Below are 17092 nucleotides of genomic sequence, written 5' to 3' on the forward strand. Positions count from 1 at the left end.
TTGGGATGAACGCGGTCAACTGTGGGAGATTCTATGGTTGAGGGGAAGCCCTCAACTGACTTTTGTCTGATATTCGCTTTGCCCTTTCAGCAAGGCGAATACCACCCGAGCAAGTTTGCGAGCCAGCATCACCAACGCCTGCGTGGTGCTGAAACCCCGTGCTCTCTGGGCTTCGTAAAACCCTTTCCAGGCTATCGTACGGCTAGCCGACATCGCTGCGTTGTGCAAAAGTCGGCGGGCCTCGGGGTCTCCGCGCTTGGTCAAGCTGCGGCGACCGTCCTTTTGCCCTGATTTCGATACCCGTAAATCCATGCCCAGGAAGGCGATAAACGCATCCGCGTTGCTAAATTCTCCCCGCTGAAACGCCGTGAGCAGGCGCGCTCCGGTCAGAAATCCAATGCCCTCAACTTTCAGGCAACGCTTCAATTGGCCGAGCAAACCGGCTTGTTTGAGCTGATCGTTGATCGTCTTTTCGATCATCGTTTCAAGCCGCTGCATGGATTTTATTTGTTCAGCAAAAGCTGCCTTCAACAGCGGCTCATTCGACCAGCTCTGCACCAGGCCGACCCTTGCCTGGACCAAAGCCGCGCGGCGGCGGAAAAGGCTCAGGAGCTGGCGGTACAGCGGTGATGGCGGGGTCCAGGGGTGCAACTCCTCGGCTTCGTTCTTCAGGTAACGGGCCAGCAGCTTGGCGTCCAAGGCGTCGGTTTTGGCGCGGATCTTCACGCCTTCGCGGTAGTGTTTGAGTTCATAGCCGCCCACCATGTAAATCGTGCAACCGGCCGCATAGGCCAAATCAGCGAATTCCAGGTGGTAGATGTTGGTTGCCTCAATGGCAATAGACACGGGGACGAGCAAGGCCTTCAGCCACTGCTTGATGGATGTTTTGGTATTGGGAATCGCTTCAAGCAGATCGCTATCGGCCTGATAAATCACCAGTTCATTTTTGGCGACATCCACGCCAACGATCGGATTTGATAGAGCGACTGGCATTGCCACAGGATTTCCTCCGGGATAAGGTTTGAGCACTTGAAGGGTTCACCCAGAGGCGCAGGCTTGTTCCTATCGTCGGTCTAGCCAGATGCATTCTTTATCGGCGCTTGGGTGAAAGGAGGAGGGGCGAAATCTCCCACGGTCTGTGCTGCGTCAACAGTCAGAATCGAGCCTTGTCCCTCCTCCTCCCTTCAAGTCCTACCATACAAGCGAGCCTGCTCGCGAAAGCGGTAGGGCATTCAATACATCTCTTCGCACTTGCACTTTTCAAACGGGCACAAAAAAGGCCGCTTTTTCACGAAAGCGGCCTGTCCGAAGTAGCTAAAGACCGGCGAAAAACGCGTAAGTTCCGCCCATAAAACAGTAACTTACGTTTTTGTATACAAGTCGTGTTATTCGTCGGATTTCGATTGTCACGCTTGTTACACAGCCTCAGGATCGGCGCCGTCATCCCTTTGAGGCTCCTCTATGAAGTTCTCCTCGATTCTCTTGTTGTCCCTTGGCCTGGTCAGTGGTTTTGCGTCTGCAGGCGGCACCACCGAAGCAGGTGTGGGCGGCGCATTGGGCGGGGTTCTTGGCTCGGTCGTCGGTCAGTCTTTAGGCGGCAATACAGGTTCCACCATCGGCGCAGCCTTGGGCGGCGCGGGTGGTAGTGCGGTCGGCGCAGACAAGCGCAGCCGTGGCGAAGCCGCCATCGGCGGTGCGTTGGGCGCGGCCGGCGGTAACGTCGTGGGCCGCAGCATGGGCGGCACCACCGGCAGCCTGATCGGCTCCGCAGCAGGTGGCGGCGCCGGTGGCGCGCTGGGTAACTACATGGGCAACAAAAGCGATGACGATGATCGTCGCTATGATCGCCGTCACGATGACCGTCGCTACTATCGCGACCGTCACCCGGGTCGCGGCCACGCTTATGGCCACCGCAAACATCACAAGTATCGCGACTGAGGCCTAAACACCTCGTTGGCCGGTAAAGCAAAAATCGCAGCCCTAGGGCTGCGATTTTTTTTACTTTTTTCACACCACCAATCTTTCCAGCGCCCCGCGTAACCCGGCAGGAATCGGCACTGGCTGATTGCTCGCCCGATCGACAAACACGTGCACGAAACGCCCGGCGGCACACGCTTCGCTTTCGCCGACCTTGAATACCGCCAGTTCATACTGCACCGAGCTGTTGCCCAACTTGCCGACCCGCAAACCGATCTCGATCAGATCAGGGAAAGCAATCGAGGCGAAGTAATCGCACGCAGAACTGACCACAAAACCCACCACCTCACCGTCATGGATATCCAGCCCGCCGACCTGAATCAGGTAGGTGTTCACGGCGGTGTCGAAGAAGCTGTAATAGGTGACGTTGTTGACGTGGCCGTAGGCGTCGTTGTCATGCCAGCGGGTGGTGATGGGCTGGAAGTGCGGGTAGTCGCTGCGTTGAGGCATTGGGCTGGACATAGATCAGCGATTCCTGAAGGTATTTTGGCGAGTCTAATTTAAACCGAGGCGTGGCCTTCGCGAGCAGGCTCGCTCCCACTTCGGAATGCGCTCCCCTGTGGGAGCGGGCTTGCCCGCGAAGGCGCCAGCACAGGCGCCACATCAATCAACGGTCAGCAAACCCCTTCCCCTGCGCCGCCAACTCACCAATCAACCGCGCCGGCTTCCACTGATCGCCCTGCCGCGTCTGCAGCGCCAACAAGCGCTGATGAATATCCGCCAGCCCCTGCTGATCTGCCCAGGCCATCGGCCCACCCTTGTCCGCCGGGAAGCCATAGCCGTTCAGATACACCAGATCAATGTCACGGGCCGACTCGGCGATGCCTTCCTGCAGAATCTTCGCACCTTCGTTGACCAGCGCCAGCAGGCAGCGCTCCAGAATTTCTTCCGGGCCAATCTCACGACGCTGAAAACCCAGCCCCTCGCTGACCTGCAACACAAGTGCATCGACCTCTGGATCATGCTCAGCCTGACGACTGCCCGGCTCGTAATGGTAGTAACCATTGCCGGACTTCTGGCCAAACCGGCCCATCTCGCACAAGCGGTTATCCACCTGAACCTGCGGCGCATCCTGACCTTTACCGGCCAGCTCACGCGCACGCCATTCCAGATCAATGCCGACCACGTCGTACATGCGGAACGGCCCCATCGCAAAACCGAAGCCCTGCAACGCTGCATCGACCTGCTGTGGATAAGCGCCTTCGAGCAGCATCTTGCGCGCCTCCAGCACATACGGATGGAGCATGCGGTTGCCGATAAAACCGTGGCAGTTGCCCGACACCACACTGACCTTGCCCATGCGCTTGCCCAACGCCAGCGCGGCTTGCAATGCTGCCGGGGACGTCTGCGCGCCACGGACGATTTCCAGCAGTTTCATGATGTGCGCCGGGCTGAAGAAATGCAGGCCCAGCACTTGCTCAGGTCGCTTGGTGGCCGCAGCAATCGCATCGATATCCAGCGCCGACGTGTTACTCGCCAAAAGTGCCTCAGGCTTGAGCAAGCCATCCAGTTCGCGAAAGATCTTCTGCTTGAGCTCAAGGTTTTCGTACACCGCCTCGATCACCAGATCGACATTGCGGATCGCCGCATAATCCGCCGCCGCGCTGACCCGGGCGAGGCGCGCATCAGCCTCGGCCTGATCGATCCGGCCCTGACGAACGTTGTGTGCATAAGTGTCGGCCACAGCAGCGAGCGCCTGTTCAAGCATCTGTGGATTGTTATCCACCCATTGCACCGTCACACCGGCATTGGCCAGGCACATGACAATGCCACGGCCCATGGTGCCCGCACCGATCACCGCCGCCGTCTTGATATCGTATGTCTGGCTCATGTTGTTCTCTTGTTGGCGATCCAAAGACAGGTCTCACCATAGTCAGCCATCGACGGTTTTTGAAGTTTATTACCGTGATGATCGACATTCAGCGGATGGATTTAACACGCCTTATCCCTGTAGGAGCTGCCGCAGGCTGCGATCTTTTGATCGTTAAAATCTACATCAAAAGATCGCAGCCTGCGGCAGCTCCTACACAGGGGGTCAGAGGTGTAGCTGGGCCCACTGGCGGACTTCGGCGTAGGGGTACTCTTCCAGCGCCGCATACCCGGAAAGCGTCCGCGCCTTGAGCTTGGTGAACAGCGGCACACTGATCCCGCACAGAAACCGCGTCAGCCGCTCCGCCGTCGGCACATTGCCCGTGTGCTGCTCATGCTTGTGGATAAAATCACCGCACAGCGCGGCAAAGTTTTTATCCACAAGCGCCGGCAACTGCGGCGGCGCCGGCAAGCGGGCGACATGCCCATGACACACCGAACAATGCCCGCAGCGCTCAGGCGCCTCGTGATCACCGAAGTATTCGGCCAGTCGATAACCCAGGCAGCGTTCAGTCGCAAAAACCTCAAGCATGGCGTGAATTCGCGCCACTTCAGTCTGCTCGTGCCGGGTGAAGTAGTCGTGCAACTCACCACTCAACACATCGCTGTCAAAATCACTGTGCAGCAAGCTATAGACCTCGGTCATCTGCTTGCTCTCAAGCTCGACCCAGCCCTTTTCCTGAAAGTAATCCAGCGCCTTCACCACACGATCACGCGCAGCCGAATATTGCGTGTATATCGCCTCGAAATTCACCGTGGCCCAGGTACGCGCGCGGGGCGACGTCTGGATGATCGCCGCGACAAAATCTCTGCGCTCACCGTCGAAACGCTCAAGCAGCGCTTCAGGCTCCAGCAAGTATTTGAAGCGATAGTCGGCGTAATACGCATAGCGCGGGGCGATCAAACCGCGCAGCTCCAATTGCACCAGCAAAGTCTTCAGCGGCAACGCGCGGATGTTGCTGTGATCCGCCAGCGGACCGAGCAGAAACTCCCACTGCCCTTGCGGCGCCGAGGCCTTCAGTTCATCGAGTACATAACGGATGCCGGCGCGCTCCGGCGTATCGCCGTAGACGAAGTTTTCCAGCACGTTGAGGCTGTCGCGATTGGCCAGCACCAGACAGTCCGACGGCTGCCCGTCACGCCCGGCACGGCCGATTTCCTGACTGTAGTTTTCGATGGATTTGGGCAGGTCGAAGTGCACCACATTGCGGATGTCACTCTTGTCGATGCCCATGCCGAAGGCGATGGTCGCGACAATGCAATTGGACTGCCCGGCCATGAAGCGTTTCTGGATGCCCTCGCGCTTATCATGGGGCAGCCCGGCGTGATAAGCCTCGGCTTGAATGCCGTTGCGTTCCAGATGTTCGGCGATATGTTCGGCGGTTTTCTGCAAGGTCACGTAGACGATGCCTGGCTGGCCTGGCCGCTCGGCCATCCATTCCACCAGGCGCCGGCGCTTGTCCTGGCCGCGCACCGGCTCCACCAGCAGATTGAGATTGGGCCGATAGAAACCGGTGGTCACCACGTCTGCGGCAGCGATGGCAAATTTGGCCTGCATGTCGGCGATGACTTTCGGCGTTGCGGTGGCCGTCAGCAACAGTGTTTGCGGGATGTTGAACTGCTCTTGATAGTCCGGCAGCTTGAGGTAATCAGGGCGGAAATTGTGCCCCCACTCCGAGATGCAGTGCGCCTCGTCCACCACCAGCAACGAGATCGGCACCTGCTGCAAAAAGTTGCGGAAGCGCTCGTTCTTCAAGCGCTCCACGGAGATCATCAGGATCTTCAATTCGCCCGAACGGGCGCGGGCCATCACGTCATTGGCGTCATCGCGGCTCTGCGCCGAATCGATGCTGCCCGCCGAAATACCGTGGCGCTGCAGAAACGCCAGTTGATCCTGCATCAACGCCAGCAACGGTGAGACCACCAGCGTCAGATGCGGCAGCATCAGCGCCGGCAATTGATAGCAAAGGGACTTGCCGGAACCTGTGGGAAATATCGCTGCTGCCGAGCGCCCGGCGAGGACCGCGCTGATCGCGGTTTCCTGTCCGGGACGAAACTGTGGATAACCAAAAACCTGTTCCAGGGTGTTGTGCATTCGCTGTCACTCCTTTGACCGCTGCCATGCCAACAGCCTAGCGGGCGATCGCAGCGAGTCGAGAAAAGGTCGGGGCCAAATCGATTCGCAATGATACAGCGATTTACTTCAACGCCACGGTCCCTGTGATGGCGAGCCGGCTCGCGAAAAGGCCCGCCAGCACAATACAAAATCCTGCAACTCAGGGCCGCAACACCGCCACCCGCAACTGCTCATTCAACATCTGCTCATGCACACCCAGGCTCTTGCTCGCCCACAATGCATGGGCCGGGCTGATGTCGCCAGTGAACGCCGCCGCCAACTGACGCAAGTCGGCGATACTGCGCGCCTGTGGGCAGAAAGGCTGGTCGGCACAGTCCTGACTGGCGTTGCGATAAGTGCTCAGCAAGTGATCCCACAAGCCCTCGCGCACTTGCCTGATGGACTTGAGCTGCACTTGCGGCACACCCAACCGCTGCTTGAGCCCCGACTCGTCCAGCGCCTCGCTGGCAAGCAAGGCTTTGCCGAACATCAGCACCTCGGCGCGCGAAGCGGTGTCGACATTCGTCTGGTTGGTGAGCGCATCCGGCCAACCGGTGCGATTCAGATGATCAAGCACCAGCGCGTTGCCAACGTCGGCGGCCATTGCCCAACGGCAACCACTGACCCAAAGCACCACAATCGAGGCCATTCGTAGCCACTGCATACCTAATTCCCTTTAAGCGTGTATCGGACGCCTGGAAACGTCCCACAGATTCTGGCGCGCACCATACAGCGGTTTGCTCAGAAGTGCCTGACAAACCCGTAGGAAATTTCCCGTCTAAGGGTTTTGCCCGAAAAGCCCCATGAAAATGCGTAGGGCAAATACCCGAACCCAGTAAAAACCCCTACGAACGCTGTCCATTCCGGCGGGCTTGTTCCTGCGCGCAGCGCCCTCCTATAGTGGCCGGCGCATCTGAATTGCGCCGTGCGACTTATCAAAGGACAGCCCTCTTCCATGAACTCACTGCACCCGCCCAGCCCCCGCTATCGCCGTTTGAAATCCAGCTACAGCGAAAAGCCGGTATTGGTCATCGACACGGACGCCAGCCATGAAGATCTGCTGGATGCCGCCCAACAACGTCTGTGCGCTGCCAACAATTTGCTGGAAACTCTTTACTGCATGTGTTTCCAACAGGCAGACATCAAAGACATCCCAAACATCATCACCGCACTTTATTTATTGACTCAAGACGGTTGCGAACTGCTGGAAGTTGCAAAATTCAAAGCCATACACAACAATTAAAACCAACAAACAACAAACCTGGAAACAACCAACGCATATACCATTTTAAAAAATCGCACTAGGTTAGTTGCTCTTCCATTAAACAAGAGCAACAAGCATGACTGTATTAACTATTTTCTTTTGCGGCACCGGCTCCAACAAGTTTGATGTCACCCATGAAAACTTCTGGAACGGCGAACTGATTTCCACACTCGCTGCAAACCATTCCGGTCGCGAGTTTGCCGAATGGATCGTCGTCGACGGCCCCGGCAGCGGTAACCTGCAAGCCGATGACCTGTTCACCAAAACCAAGGAATACGGGCTCAGCGGCACGTTGTTCGGCAAGGGTTGGGAAGAAAACGTCCAGCACGCACTGAATATCATCAAGGGCAAATGTGACTGGCAACGCGAGCAACTGACCGAAGTCGAATACAACCGCCTCAAAGCCGCTGGCATTCCCATTGACGATGTCAAAGTCGAAGGCTCGTGGATGTGGCGAAAGTACAACTACGGCGACCGTAGCATTACGCAACAGAAGTTACAGGAAGGGATTATCAAGACTTTCCGCAAAGATGGAATTATTCCCACCCACGTCAATCTGGTAGGTTGGAGCCGAGGCGGTATAAGTTGCCACATGCTGGCCAATGCGATGTTAAAGGACAGCCAACTGAAAAATATTCCAGTGAATATCTTTGCGCTGGACCCCGTACCGGGCATCGGTAACTTCCAGGAAGAGCGGGTCAAACTTGGCAGCAACGTCAAAGAGTACGTCGCCTTCTACGCTCGCGATGAACGCTCCAAAGGCTTCAGCTGCGTAATCCCGCAAACCGCCACCGGCACCAAAACCAGCGTCTACCCCATGGCCGGGCGCCACGCGACCATGGCGGGCAACGCCACCGCCGACGGTGGCGTGCCTGCCAGCGCAAGCGACCTGAAAACCTTGGTGGAACCTGGCCGTGTGGTCCGTCACTACGCCGAAACCTGCCTCAAGCGCTGGGGCGTACAACTGAACAAAACCCTCAACCTGACCCCGACCGACCTGCAAAACCTCACCAACGGCATCGTCCGCGATGAAGCCCGGTACAAACGGATGCACAACATCTCCTACACCTACTTCACCGAACTGGATAAAGGCGAACGCTACGTATCGCTGGGCAGCAAAGGCGTACCGTTCTCGGCGGTGAAAGGCCCGATCTACGCCCCGGCGACGGGGCTGACAACCAGCGTGCTGGATGTGGCGGCGTATCGGGTTATTGGTTGAAGATTCTGAGTGTGTGATTGGACGAAAAAACCTACAGCAATGGCCTATCGGGTATTCGTCCCGTTCCTACAAGCTCAGACTCCCTTGCCGCCTATCGCGGCTTGGTAAGTCAAATCTATAGTCGTGACTGTCGCTGCCAAATCAGCGACTCGGGCTTGGTCACCCGATTGGATCGTGTATACGCACGCGCTGTATGCTGCCGGCACCCACTTGCCTGCGGTTTATGGTGACTGTGTTTGGGACACCTTCGGGTGTGCCGGGTATGTGCGCGATCCTCACCGGTTGACCAACCCGAACACAGTCGCCTCCTGTCGCTTGGTCACGATGCGGTGGCTTCTTTCGAAGCAATTGAGGATTAAAAAATGACAACTTGGAATCAATTCACCTCCGATCGCTACCGCCCACTCGAATCCAACCTCACCGACACCAAGCCCCTGATCATCGACACAACGGCCAACCCACAAGACATCCTCGAATGCGCCGTCCAGCGCCTGCGCGCTTCAAGCGACCTGCTAAAAACCCTCTACTGCCTCAGCTTCAAACAAGCCGACGTCGAAGACATCCCCCACATCACCCACGCCCTCTATCTGCTGACGCAGGATGGCTGTGACCTGCTGCAAGTCGCACAGCAGCAGATGCTCAACTGGAAAGCACCAGCCTGAAATTGAATGATCGTATCGCTCTTATGCACTCTGTGAGAGCGATCAAAAAAACGGTAATCAAACATGGGAGCAACCATGAGCAAATTCTTTGATGAGCTGATGGAAAGCGTTATCGAGATGGACGAGATCTTACGCAAAAAGTATCGCGATTCAGACTCGAATGCTGATACGAGCGTTTTGACGTTTCAGCAAAAGCAGGCCCATTACGACAAGGTTCGCCGATCAAACTATTTGGCCAGCCTACGCATTGAAGGTTTTGAAACCACCCCTGCCGATGCTGAAAAGCCACTTTCCTCACGTATGCAGGTTCTCGAAAAGTACCGGCAAAAACCGGGCTGACTAGAGGAAGCGCTAACGTTCAAATGGCAGTATTCTAGCTATATGAACCAAAAACAGATGGAATAATGCCACTTAACTTCGTTTTTCACGGGTCTTACGGCAAACAGCATCCTTCATCTTAAGTGCTATTATTCTGGCAGTTAAGGTTAAAAAATGAAGGAATACTGCCACATGGCCAAGAAAACAGCGCCGCTCTTGCCCTCTACTGCTCGACTTTTGGTCGACCTTGGTGAACGACTGAAGCTGGCTCGCCTACGCCGCAAATTGACGGCCAAGCAGGTCGCCGAAAGATCAGGCATGTCGCTGACAACCTTGCGCCATCTGGAATCCGGAGGCTCAGGCGTAACCATCGGGGCCTACTTGTCGGTCATGCAAGTGCTGGGGCTGGAAAAGGACCTGAACAAACTGGCTGCAGCCGATGAAATGGGTCGCCAATTGCAGGATGCGCAGTTAATGCCTGCAACACGATCCGCAGCGAAAAAGCCCCAGCGAGTACGAGCAGTCAGTGCGGCAAAAAAGGGCGCATCCGAACACGTCGAGACTTCAAACGTTATCGATGCCGCCACTACCACGAAAATTCCGGCTGACTTCCCATTCAACACACACTCACTCTCCAGCCTTTTGAACAAGAAGAAAAAGGCCGGCCCCCCAACAGGTGAAGAATGACGCTGATTGCTGTTTATGCAGACTGGGAATCCTTGAAAGGCGCCAGACGCCTCGGATTTCTACACGCAAGGAAAACACGCAACACCAACGTGTTCGAATTTGAGTACGACCCTAAGGCGTTGGCCGATCCCGAGTTGAGTTCCATAACTCTAGACCCGCGCATCGGCCCCTTCGAAGGCCGCCAATTCCCCGGCGAACATCAGAGCCGCTTTGGCGTCTTTGCAGACTCAAGCCCCGATCGTTGGGGCCAACTGTTGATGAAACGCCGATTAGAAAGGGACATTCGCGACGGCTTGCTCCCCAGCAACAGCAAGTTGTTTGAATCCGATTACCTGCTTGGCGTCCACGACCTGTTCCGTGTCGGCGCCCTTCGCTACAAACTCAATGACGAAGGCAACTTCCTCGACGACCGCGACGGCGTTGCCGCCCCACCCTTTGTCGAGCTACGCGCGTTAGAGCAGGCAAGTCTCGCCCTGGAAAACGATAGGGACAACACAGCCACCGAGGGCCGCGAATGGCTAAGAATGCTCATCGCACCTGGCGGCTCGCTGGGCGGCGCCAGACCGAAAGCCAGCGTCGTCGACGAGTTCGGTCAACTGTGGATCGCCAAATTCCCAAGTACGAGGGATGACTACGATGTTGGTGGTTGGGAATTTGTAGTAAACGCTTTGGCGGTCAACTGTGGTCTACGTGTTGCGACCGGCACAGCCCGACGCTACGCAAGCGATCACCACTGCTTCCTGGTGAAGCGTTTCGACCGAACCGAACGCGGCGGCCGACATCACTTCGCATCAGCCATGACCATGACCAACCGCGTCGACGGCGACGACGCCTCAACCGGCGCCAGCTACCTTGAGTTAGCGGAAGTCATCATGGAACACGGCTCGGAACCCAATACCGACCTCCGTGAACTCTGGTCACGAATCGTCTTCAACATCCTGGTCTCAAACACCGACGACCACCTGCGAAACCACGGTTTTATTCTGGATCCTGGTCGGGGATGGCGCTTGTCGGCAGCGTATGACATGAATCCGGTGGCGAATGCGGATGGGTTGAAGCTGAACATCACTGATTCTGACAATGCGCTGGATTTGGAGTTGGCGAGGGAAGTGGCGGAGTATTTTAGGGTTAGCGGGAGCGAAGCCGAGCAACTCATTGAAAATTACCAAGAAATAGTCCGTCAATGGCCGACGGTCGCAGGGGCATTAGGGCTGTCGAAGCGTGAACAGGACAGCATGGCACCCGCGTTCTGGTAATTAATAAAATCTAAGGTTCACCTATCGCTCTCCGAATATTCTGCACCGACGGGTGTCCGAATTTTTTCTCCTGCCAAACTACCCCCTGCACAATTTAGACTCTACGAGATCTCCGACGAAGGTCGGAGGCCTTTTTGCTATCCAAATACTCGCAATATGACGCTTCTCCGCTAGTCTCGTAAAGAGTGGCAAATACGCGCTCGCCTTAATGAAAACAAAAATAACCGTATGAAAATTTAATTACCGCAAGACGCATTAGCAACGCCTTATACGCAACAAATAAGTCATGCACGACGATAAAAACAAAAAACAGGAGCAAAATAATGACTGCTATAGCAAAGATAGTGGAGTGGGCTAATAAAACTGGTCGACCGATTTGGTGGAAACACACAATTAGACTGCTTATAGAAAAACAAGAGCTTACAGGAGCAAATCAAGAATTAATCTATAAATTGGCTCGAAGAGAATCTGGCTTTCCAGAGTCAATCGAAGATTATGAAAATTATAATTCAAGCATCTCGGCAGAAGGTTTTGAAATAGAGGAAAAGCCAGTAACATTAAGCTCAATTGGACCTACAGAAAATATCTCAGCCTTGGAAAACACCCAAGTTTTAAAGTTCTCAAACATAGGGTTAACCGTTATCTATGGAGATAATGGTTCAGGCAAATCAAGCTACTCTAGGATCTTGAAAAATGCATGTTTGACTCGAGGTGAAAAACCAGCCGTCATAGGAAATGCTTTTACACCCTCAAAACTTAATTCAAATGCAAAAATTTCGTTTAACGAAGGGGGATTGGCTTTTAATGACATTAACTGGACATACAAAGGCGACGAAATAATAGCTCTAAAATCAATTCGCGTATTCGATTCAAAGTAAGCATTTCACTATATAGAAAAAGAAGGGGAGTTAGACTACCGACCTGCAGGCCTTCACATACTAGACGAACTAGTTGACATGTGTAACAAAATACGAACTACAGTCGACGAAAAAATAAAACCTCTTAAAACCCCTATAGTAGTTCCTGCAGCTGAACTCTCTACAAAAGCAGGTAAATTCATAAATTCGCTTTCTGCAAAAACTTCCTCAAGCGAACTTGCTTCATTTTGCATAACTGAGCAAGAACTGCTTGATTTAAACAACATTCAAACAGAGCTTAGAACTCTTAAATCACAATCCGCTGAAGAACTTAAAAAAAACCTAATAAAAATAGTCAACTCTGCCAAACCCCTACTAAATACTTTAAAAAAAGCAAACACATTAATCTCTGAGGAGAGTTTCGCAGGCTTCGCGAAGCTTATCGAAAACCAACGGGAAACCTACGACGCATCAGAAAAACTTAGAACTAGTACGTTCGCAAACCTTCCGATTCAGAAAATTGGAAATGAGGTGTGGAAGACCTTATGGACATCGGCTAAAGCCTTTGTGATGGATGTGTCACCTGTAGGAGGTTTTCCACCGAAGGCTGGTGAGAATTGCCCACTATGCTTACAGCCTATCGGTGATGAAGCAGGCAAAAGGCTGGATAAATTTGAAACCTATATTAAGGACGAAATACAAAAAACAGCAAATAGCGCGAAAACAGCAAAAGATCAGCGAAAAAAAGAATTAGAAACAACAGCTTTCGACCTATCAATATTTGAACAAATAGTTATAGACCTTGAAAACAGAATAGTAGGATTTCGAGAAAAGATATCGACCTACAGCTCAAGCTACTCATCAAGAATAAAAACACTACTAGACGAAGATATCGACATTATAAAGACTAAAGCTAGTGATCTTGATGAAAGCATCGTAGACACGCTTGAAAATCAACTAAACGAAATCAACAAAGAAGTAGCCAGCTTAGTAGATGAAAAAAATATGGCTCTGCTAATCACCTCTAAAGAAACCACAGAAAAAGAATTAATCGCCAAAAAACTCGTAACAGATAACAAAGCTACAATTGAACTCGAAATAAAACGCAGAAAGACACTTGAGATTTACGAGAAGATAAGAGAACAAACCACTACGAGAAAAATCACGACCCTAAGCTCAGAAATTAGTGAAGTCTACTTAACTGCTTCACTGAAGAGCCACTTTACGGATGAGCTACGCCTCCTTGGATTCAAACACTACTCTGTTGAAGCAAATACGAGAAACGCCACTGGATCCCAACTATTTAAAATAGTACTCCCGGAGTCTACAACAGCTAGCGTCCATCAAATTGCTAGTGAAGGAGAACAAAAATGCCTTGCTCTCGCTAGCATTTTTGCAGAGCTGCGGGCAGACAACAGGGCATCGGGCGTAATTTTCGACGACCCCGTAAATTCTTTAGATCATAAGTGGCGTTTAAAAATCGCCAATCGACTCATGAAAGAGTCTCTCGTGAGGCAAGTCATAATATTTACCCACGAGATCGTTTTCCTCAAATTTTTACTTGAGGCAGCAGAATCTGACCCTAGTTACACACTTCAAATTACCAGTCTAGACAGAAACATGACCTCGACTGGGATTGTTAGAAACTCCCCACCATGGGATGCGCTCACCACGGCAAAAAGAATCAAATATCTTAACGTGCTTTATGGTGAGCTAAAAAAATCAGAAGCTAATGATACAGAGTCTGAATACAACAAACTCGCCGGGCAATTCTACGGCTTCTTAAGAGAAGCCTGGGAAAGACTAGTAGAGGAAAAACTGCTAAACAAAGTGGTAGAGCGATTTGGCCGAGGAGTACAAACGCAACGCCTAAATAAACTGAAAGATATTTGCGACGAAGATTTGGACAAAGTAAGCAATGCGATGGCTAAGTGTAGCGGATTATTTAAGGGGCACGACTGCGCACCAGGTGTATATGAATCAATGCCAGCAGCAAATGAAATACTCGAAGACATCAATCTCATTAAAGATTTTGAGCAGGAGTTAACCAATATCAGAAAGAGAAATTAGTATAACTTTTTAAAACCCACAAAAAAGCCGCTCCTAAAGGGCGGCTTTTTCATTCACTACAAACCAACGCTTACAACTTAGGCCCAGCAGCCTTGATCGCGTCGCTCACTTCGAACTTCTTGAAGTTCTCGATGAACAGACCGGCCAATGCCTTGGCAGCCTCGTCGTAAGCAGCCTTGTCAGCCCAGGTGTTGCGCGGGTTGAGCAGGTTGGTTTCAACGCCCGGTACGGCCAGTGGCACGTCGAGGTTGATGGTGTCGAGGTGCTCGGTGGCGGCACCGATCAGCGCGCCGCTCTGGATCGCTGCGATTACCGCACGGGTGGTCGGGATGTTGAAGCGTTTGCCGACGCCGTAGCCACCGCCGGTCCAGCCGGTGTTGACCAGGTAGACCTTGGAGCCGAAGCCGCGGATACGCTTGATCAGCAGCTCTGCGTATTCGCCGGCCGGGCGCGGGAAGAACGGTGCGCCGAAGCAGGTGGAAAAAGTCGACTTGATGCCGCTGCCCGAACCCATTTCAGTCGAGCCCACCAGAGCGGTGTAACCAGACAGGAAGTGGTAGGCCGCTTGTTCTTCGTTGAGGATCGACACTGGCGGCAGGACGCCGGTCAGGTCGCAGGTCAGGAAGATCACAGCGTTCGGCTCGCCACCGAGGTTGTGCTCGGAACGCTTGGCAACGTGTTCCAGCGGGTACGCAGCGCGGCTGTTCTGGGTCAGGCTGACATCGGCATAGTCAGCATGCTTGGCATCGTCAATGACAACGTTTTCCAGCACAGCGCCGTGCTTGATGGCTTTCCAGATGACCGGCTCGTTCTTCTCGGACAAGTCGATGCACTTGGCGTAGCAACCGCCTTCGATGTTGAAGACAACGCCTTCGCCCCAGCCGTGTTCGTCGTCACCGATCAGGTAACGGCTTTCGTCGGCGGACAGGGTGGTCTTGCCGGTGCCGGACAGACCGAAGAACAGGGTCACGTCGCCTTCTTCGCCGATGTTGGCAGCGCAGTGCATTGGCAGCACGTCAGCGGCCGGCAGCAGGAAGTTCTGCACGGAGAACATGGCTTTCTTCATCTCGCCGGCGTAACGCATGCCAGCGATCAGCACTTTTTTCTGTGCGAAGTTAATGATCACGCAGCCGTCGGAGTTGGTGCCGTCACGCTCAGGCACGCACTCGAAATTGGCGACGTTGAGCACTTGCCACTCATCACGGCCAGCCGGGTTGTACTGGGCCGGGTTGATGAACAGGCAACGACCGAACAGATTCTGCCAGGCAGTCTGGGTGGTCATTTTCACGGCCAGGTAGTGATCTTCAGCCGCGCCTACATGCACGTGGGAAACGAAGTGCTCTTGCGCGTTGTTGAAGGCTTCTACGCGAGCCCACAAGGCATCGAACTTGTCGGCCGGGAACTTGCGGTTGATCGGGCCCCAGGCGATAGCGGCCTGGGTGGAAGGCTCTTCAACGATGAAACGGTCGACTGGCGAACGGCCGGTGCGATGACCGGTGCGGACAACCAGAGCGCCGGTATCGGCAAGCTCGCCTTCACCGCGGTTCAGGGCTTCTTTTACCAGATCATCAACACTCAGATCGGTGTACACGGCGTTATTGGCTTGCGTCATGAGGTTCCCCGTCGGCCAGTGGCCGAGTGTGCTCCAAACGTTTTGTAGTAGAAAGTCGTGCACTACTACCGCGAAAAAAGTGGGCCGGATTATGCCAGAAAAGCCCAAAAAGAGTAGGGTCCTCCCGTCGTAACGGCGAAATTCCGTCGTTACGCAGTGAATTTACCTGCGCTGAACCGTTTTAGTGCCGGGTATCTGACGGCGTGTCGACGCCCGCACCAGCGAACAATTGAGCGATATCGGCCGCATCGTAGACGTAACGCTCGTTGCAGAACTGGCAATCGATCTCGATTTTGCCGCCCTGTTCGGCCACCAGCGCCTGCGCATCTTCCAGACCCAGACTGACCAACGCAGTGCCCGAGCGTTCCCGCGAGCAACTGCAATGGAAGTGCAGACGCTGCACATCGAACAGGCGCACTTGCTCTTCATGGTAGAGGCGGTGCAGCACGGTTTCGTTGTCCAGGCTCAACAGCTCATCGGCGGTCAGGGTGCTGGCCAATGCGGTGATGTGCTGCCAACTGGCGGCGCGATCTTCTTCGTCTTTCAGGCGATCGGCCGGCAGTTGTTGCAGCAGCAGGCCACGGGCACGACGACCGTCAGCGAACAACTTGAAGCGGGTACCGACCTGTTGCGACATGACGAAGTAGTTGGTGAAGCAATCGGACAGGGTTTCGCCATCAAGATCGACGATGCCTTGATAGCGCTGGCCGACAGTCGGGTCGACGGTCAGGGCCAGAACCCCGTTGGGCATCAAGTCGCTGAGGGTCGCATCTGCCGCAATCTGATCGGCGTTGTAACGCGCCAGGCCACGGATTTCGCGCTCGCTGGAGCATTCGATCATCAACATCGGGATCGGGCCTTCGGAACGCGCCTGCAGAATCAGCAAGCCGTCGAACTTCAGCGTGCCCACCAGCAAGGAGGCGGCCGCCATCAACTCGCCCAGCAATTGCGCAACCGGCTCCGGGTACGGGTGTTTGGCGAGGACTTCAGCGTAGCTGCGCTCAAGCGCGACCAGTTCGCCGCGGGTGTCGCTGTCATCGAAGATGAAGCGTTGGGTGAAATCGGTATCCGTTAGGTCGGTCATAGGTCTGGGTATCTGAAAGTGATGACAAAATGGTTACAAAACATAAAAATTTGCGCTTCTTGGCACCCTTTTTGGTGCTTGCTGCTTAGCCATGGGAGGCA

16 protein-coding genes are annotated in these 17092 nt (G+C 54.1%); 9 read left to right on the forward strand and 7 right to left on the reverse strand.

The annotated features are described in order from the left end of the window. Positions 1-51: 51 nt before the first annotated feature. Positions 52-993 carry an IS110 family transposase gene (locus tag ATI02_RS14095; protein ID WP_100846149.1) on the reverse strand — a complete coding sequence of 314 codons (942 nt, stop codon included), beginning with the start codon at positions 991-993 and terminating at the stop codon, positions 52-54. Positions 994-1461: 468 nt separating this feature from the next. On the opposite strand from ATI02_RS14095, the gene ATI02_RS14100 reads away from it, so the two are divergent. Then, positions 1462-1938: a glycine zipper domain-containing protein gene (locus tag ATI02_RS14100; RefSeq protein ID WP_095190584.1), complete on the forward strand. Its 477-nt coding sequence runs from the start codon at positions 1462-1464 to the stop codon at positions 1936-1938. A gap of 69 nt (positions 1939-2007) precedes the next feature. Here the strand turns inward: ATI02_RS14100 and ATI02_RS14105 are convergent, their stop codons facing one another. The 4 genes from ATI02_RS14105 to ATI02_RS14120 form a co-directional block, all read right to left on the reverse strand. Next, positions 2008-2439: an acyl-CoA thioesterase gene (locus tag ATI02_RS14105; protein ID WP_095190583.1), complete on the reverse strand. Its 432-nt coding sequence runs from the start codon at positions 2437-2439 to the stop codon at positions 2008-2010. Positions 2440-2584: 145 nt separating this feature from the next. Then, positions 2585-3808 (reverse strand): 3-hydroxyacyl-CoA dehydrogenase, encoded by a 1224-nt coding sequence (locus ATI02_RS14110; RefSeq protein WP_095190582.1) that lies wholly within the window; start codon positions 3806-3808, stop codon positions 2585-2587. Positions 3809-4012: 204 nt separating this feature from the next. Continuing rightward, positions 4013-5941, reverse strand: a complete 1929-nt coding sequence (locus tag ATI02_RS14115) for a RecQ family ATP-dependent DNA helicase (protein ID WP_100846583.1) — start codon at positions 5939-5941, stop codon at positions 4013-4015. Between the two features lie 181 nt (positions 5942-6122). Continuing rightward, entirely contained in the window at positions 6123-6626 is a 504-nt protein-coding gene (locus ATI02_RS14120; protein WP_095190580.1) for a polysaccharide deacetylase, read from the reverse strand. A 291-nt stretch (positions 6627-6917) separates the two neighbouring features. Between ATI02_RS14120 and ATI02_RS14125 the strand changes: the two genes are divergently transcribed. The 8 genes from ATI02_RS14125 to ATI02_RS14155 all read left to right on the forward strand — a co-directional run bounded on the left by ATI02_RS14125 (position 6918) and on the right by ATI02_RS14155 (position 14295). Beyond that, positions 6918-7205: a hypothetical protein gene (locus tag ATI02_RS14125; protein ID WP_095190579.1), complete on the forward strand. Its 288-nt coding sequence runs from the start codon at positions 6918-6920 to the stop codon at positions 7203-7205. 97 nt (positions 7206-7302) lie between these two features. Beyond that, positions 7303-8445, forward strand: a complete 1143-nt coding sequence (locus ATI02_RS14130; RefSeq protein WP_100846584.1) for a hypothetical protein — start codon at positions 7303-7305, stop codon at positions 8443-8445. 362 nt (positions 8446-8807) lie between these two features. Further along, positions 8808-9107, forward strand: a complete 300-nt coding sequence (locus tag ATI02_RS14135; protein ID WP_095190577.1) for a hypothetical protein — start codon at positions 8808-8810, stop codon at positions 9105-9107. A gap of 177 nt (positions 9108-9284) precedes the next feature. Next, positions 9285-9446 carry a YhfG family protein gene (locus tag ATI02_RS14140; RefSeq protein ID WP_225919987.1) on the forward strand — a complete coding sequence of 54 codons (162 nt, stop codon included), beginning with the start codon at positions 9285-9287 and terminating at the stop codon, positions 9444-9446. A gap of 171 nt (positions 9447-9617) precedes the next feature. Continuing rightward, positions 9618-10112, forward strand: a complete 495-nt coding sequence (locus tag ATI02_RS14145; protein ID WP_100846585.1) for a helix-turn-helix domain-containing protein — start codon at positions 9618-9620, stop codon at positions 10110-10112. Beyond that, positions 10109-11368, forward strand: coding sequence for a type II toxin-antitoxin system HipA family toxin (locus ATI02_RS14150; RefSeq protein WP_100846586.1), 1260 nt, complete (start codon positions 10109-10111; stop codon positions 11366-11368). Before ATI02_RS14145 ends, ATI02_RS14150 begins: the two co-directional genes overlap by 4 nt. 323 nt (positions 11369-11691) lie before the next feature. Then, complete coding sequence (locus ATI02_RS32010) at positions 11692-12246, forward strand: AAA family ATPase (RefSeq protein WP_107646999.1); 555 nt, start codon at positions 11692-11694, stop codon at positions 12244-12246. A gap of 78 nt (positions 12247-12324) precedes the next feature. Further along, positions 12325-14295 carry an AAA family ATPase gene (locus tag ATI02_RS14155; RefSeq protein ID WP_100846587.1) on the forward strand — a complete coding sequence of 657 codons (1971 nt, stop codon included), beginning with the start codon at positions 12325-12327 and terminating at the stop codon, positions 14293-14295. A gap of 70 nt (positions 14296-14365) precedes the next feature. Here the strand turns inward: ATI02_RS14155 and ATI02_RS14160 are convergent, their stop codons facing one another. Together ATI02_RS14160 and hslO are read right to left on the reverse strand one after the other, a co-directional pair. Then, complete coding sequence (locus ATI02_RS14160) at positions 14366-15907, reverse strand: phosphoenolpyruvate carboxykinase (protein WP_100846588.1); 1542 nt, start codon at positions 15905-15907, stop codon at positions 14366-14368. Between the two features lie 181 nt (positions 15908-16088). Beyond that, positions 16089-16991, reverse strand: coding sequence for an Hsp33 family molecular chaperone HslO (gene hslO / locus ATI02_RS14165; protein WP_095190573.1), 903 nt, complete (start codon positions 16989-16991; stop codon positions 16089-16091). Between the last annotated feature and the right edge of the window lie 101 nt (positions 16992-17092).

Origin of the sequence: Pseudomonas baetica, assembly GCF_002813455.1 — a bacterium.
Lineage (GTDB): Bacteria > Pseudomonadota > Gammaproteobacteria > Pseudomonadales > Pseudomonadaceae > Aquipseudomonas > Aquipseudomonas baetica.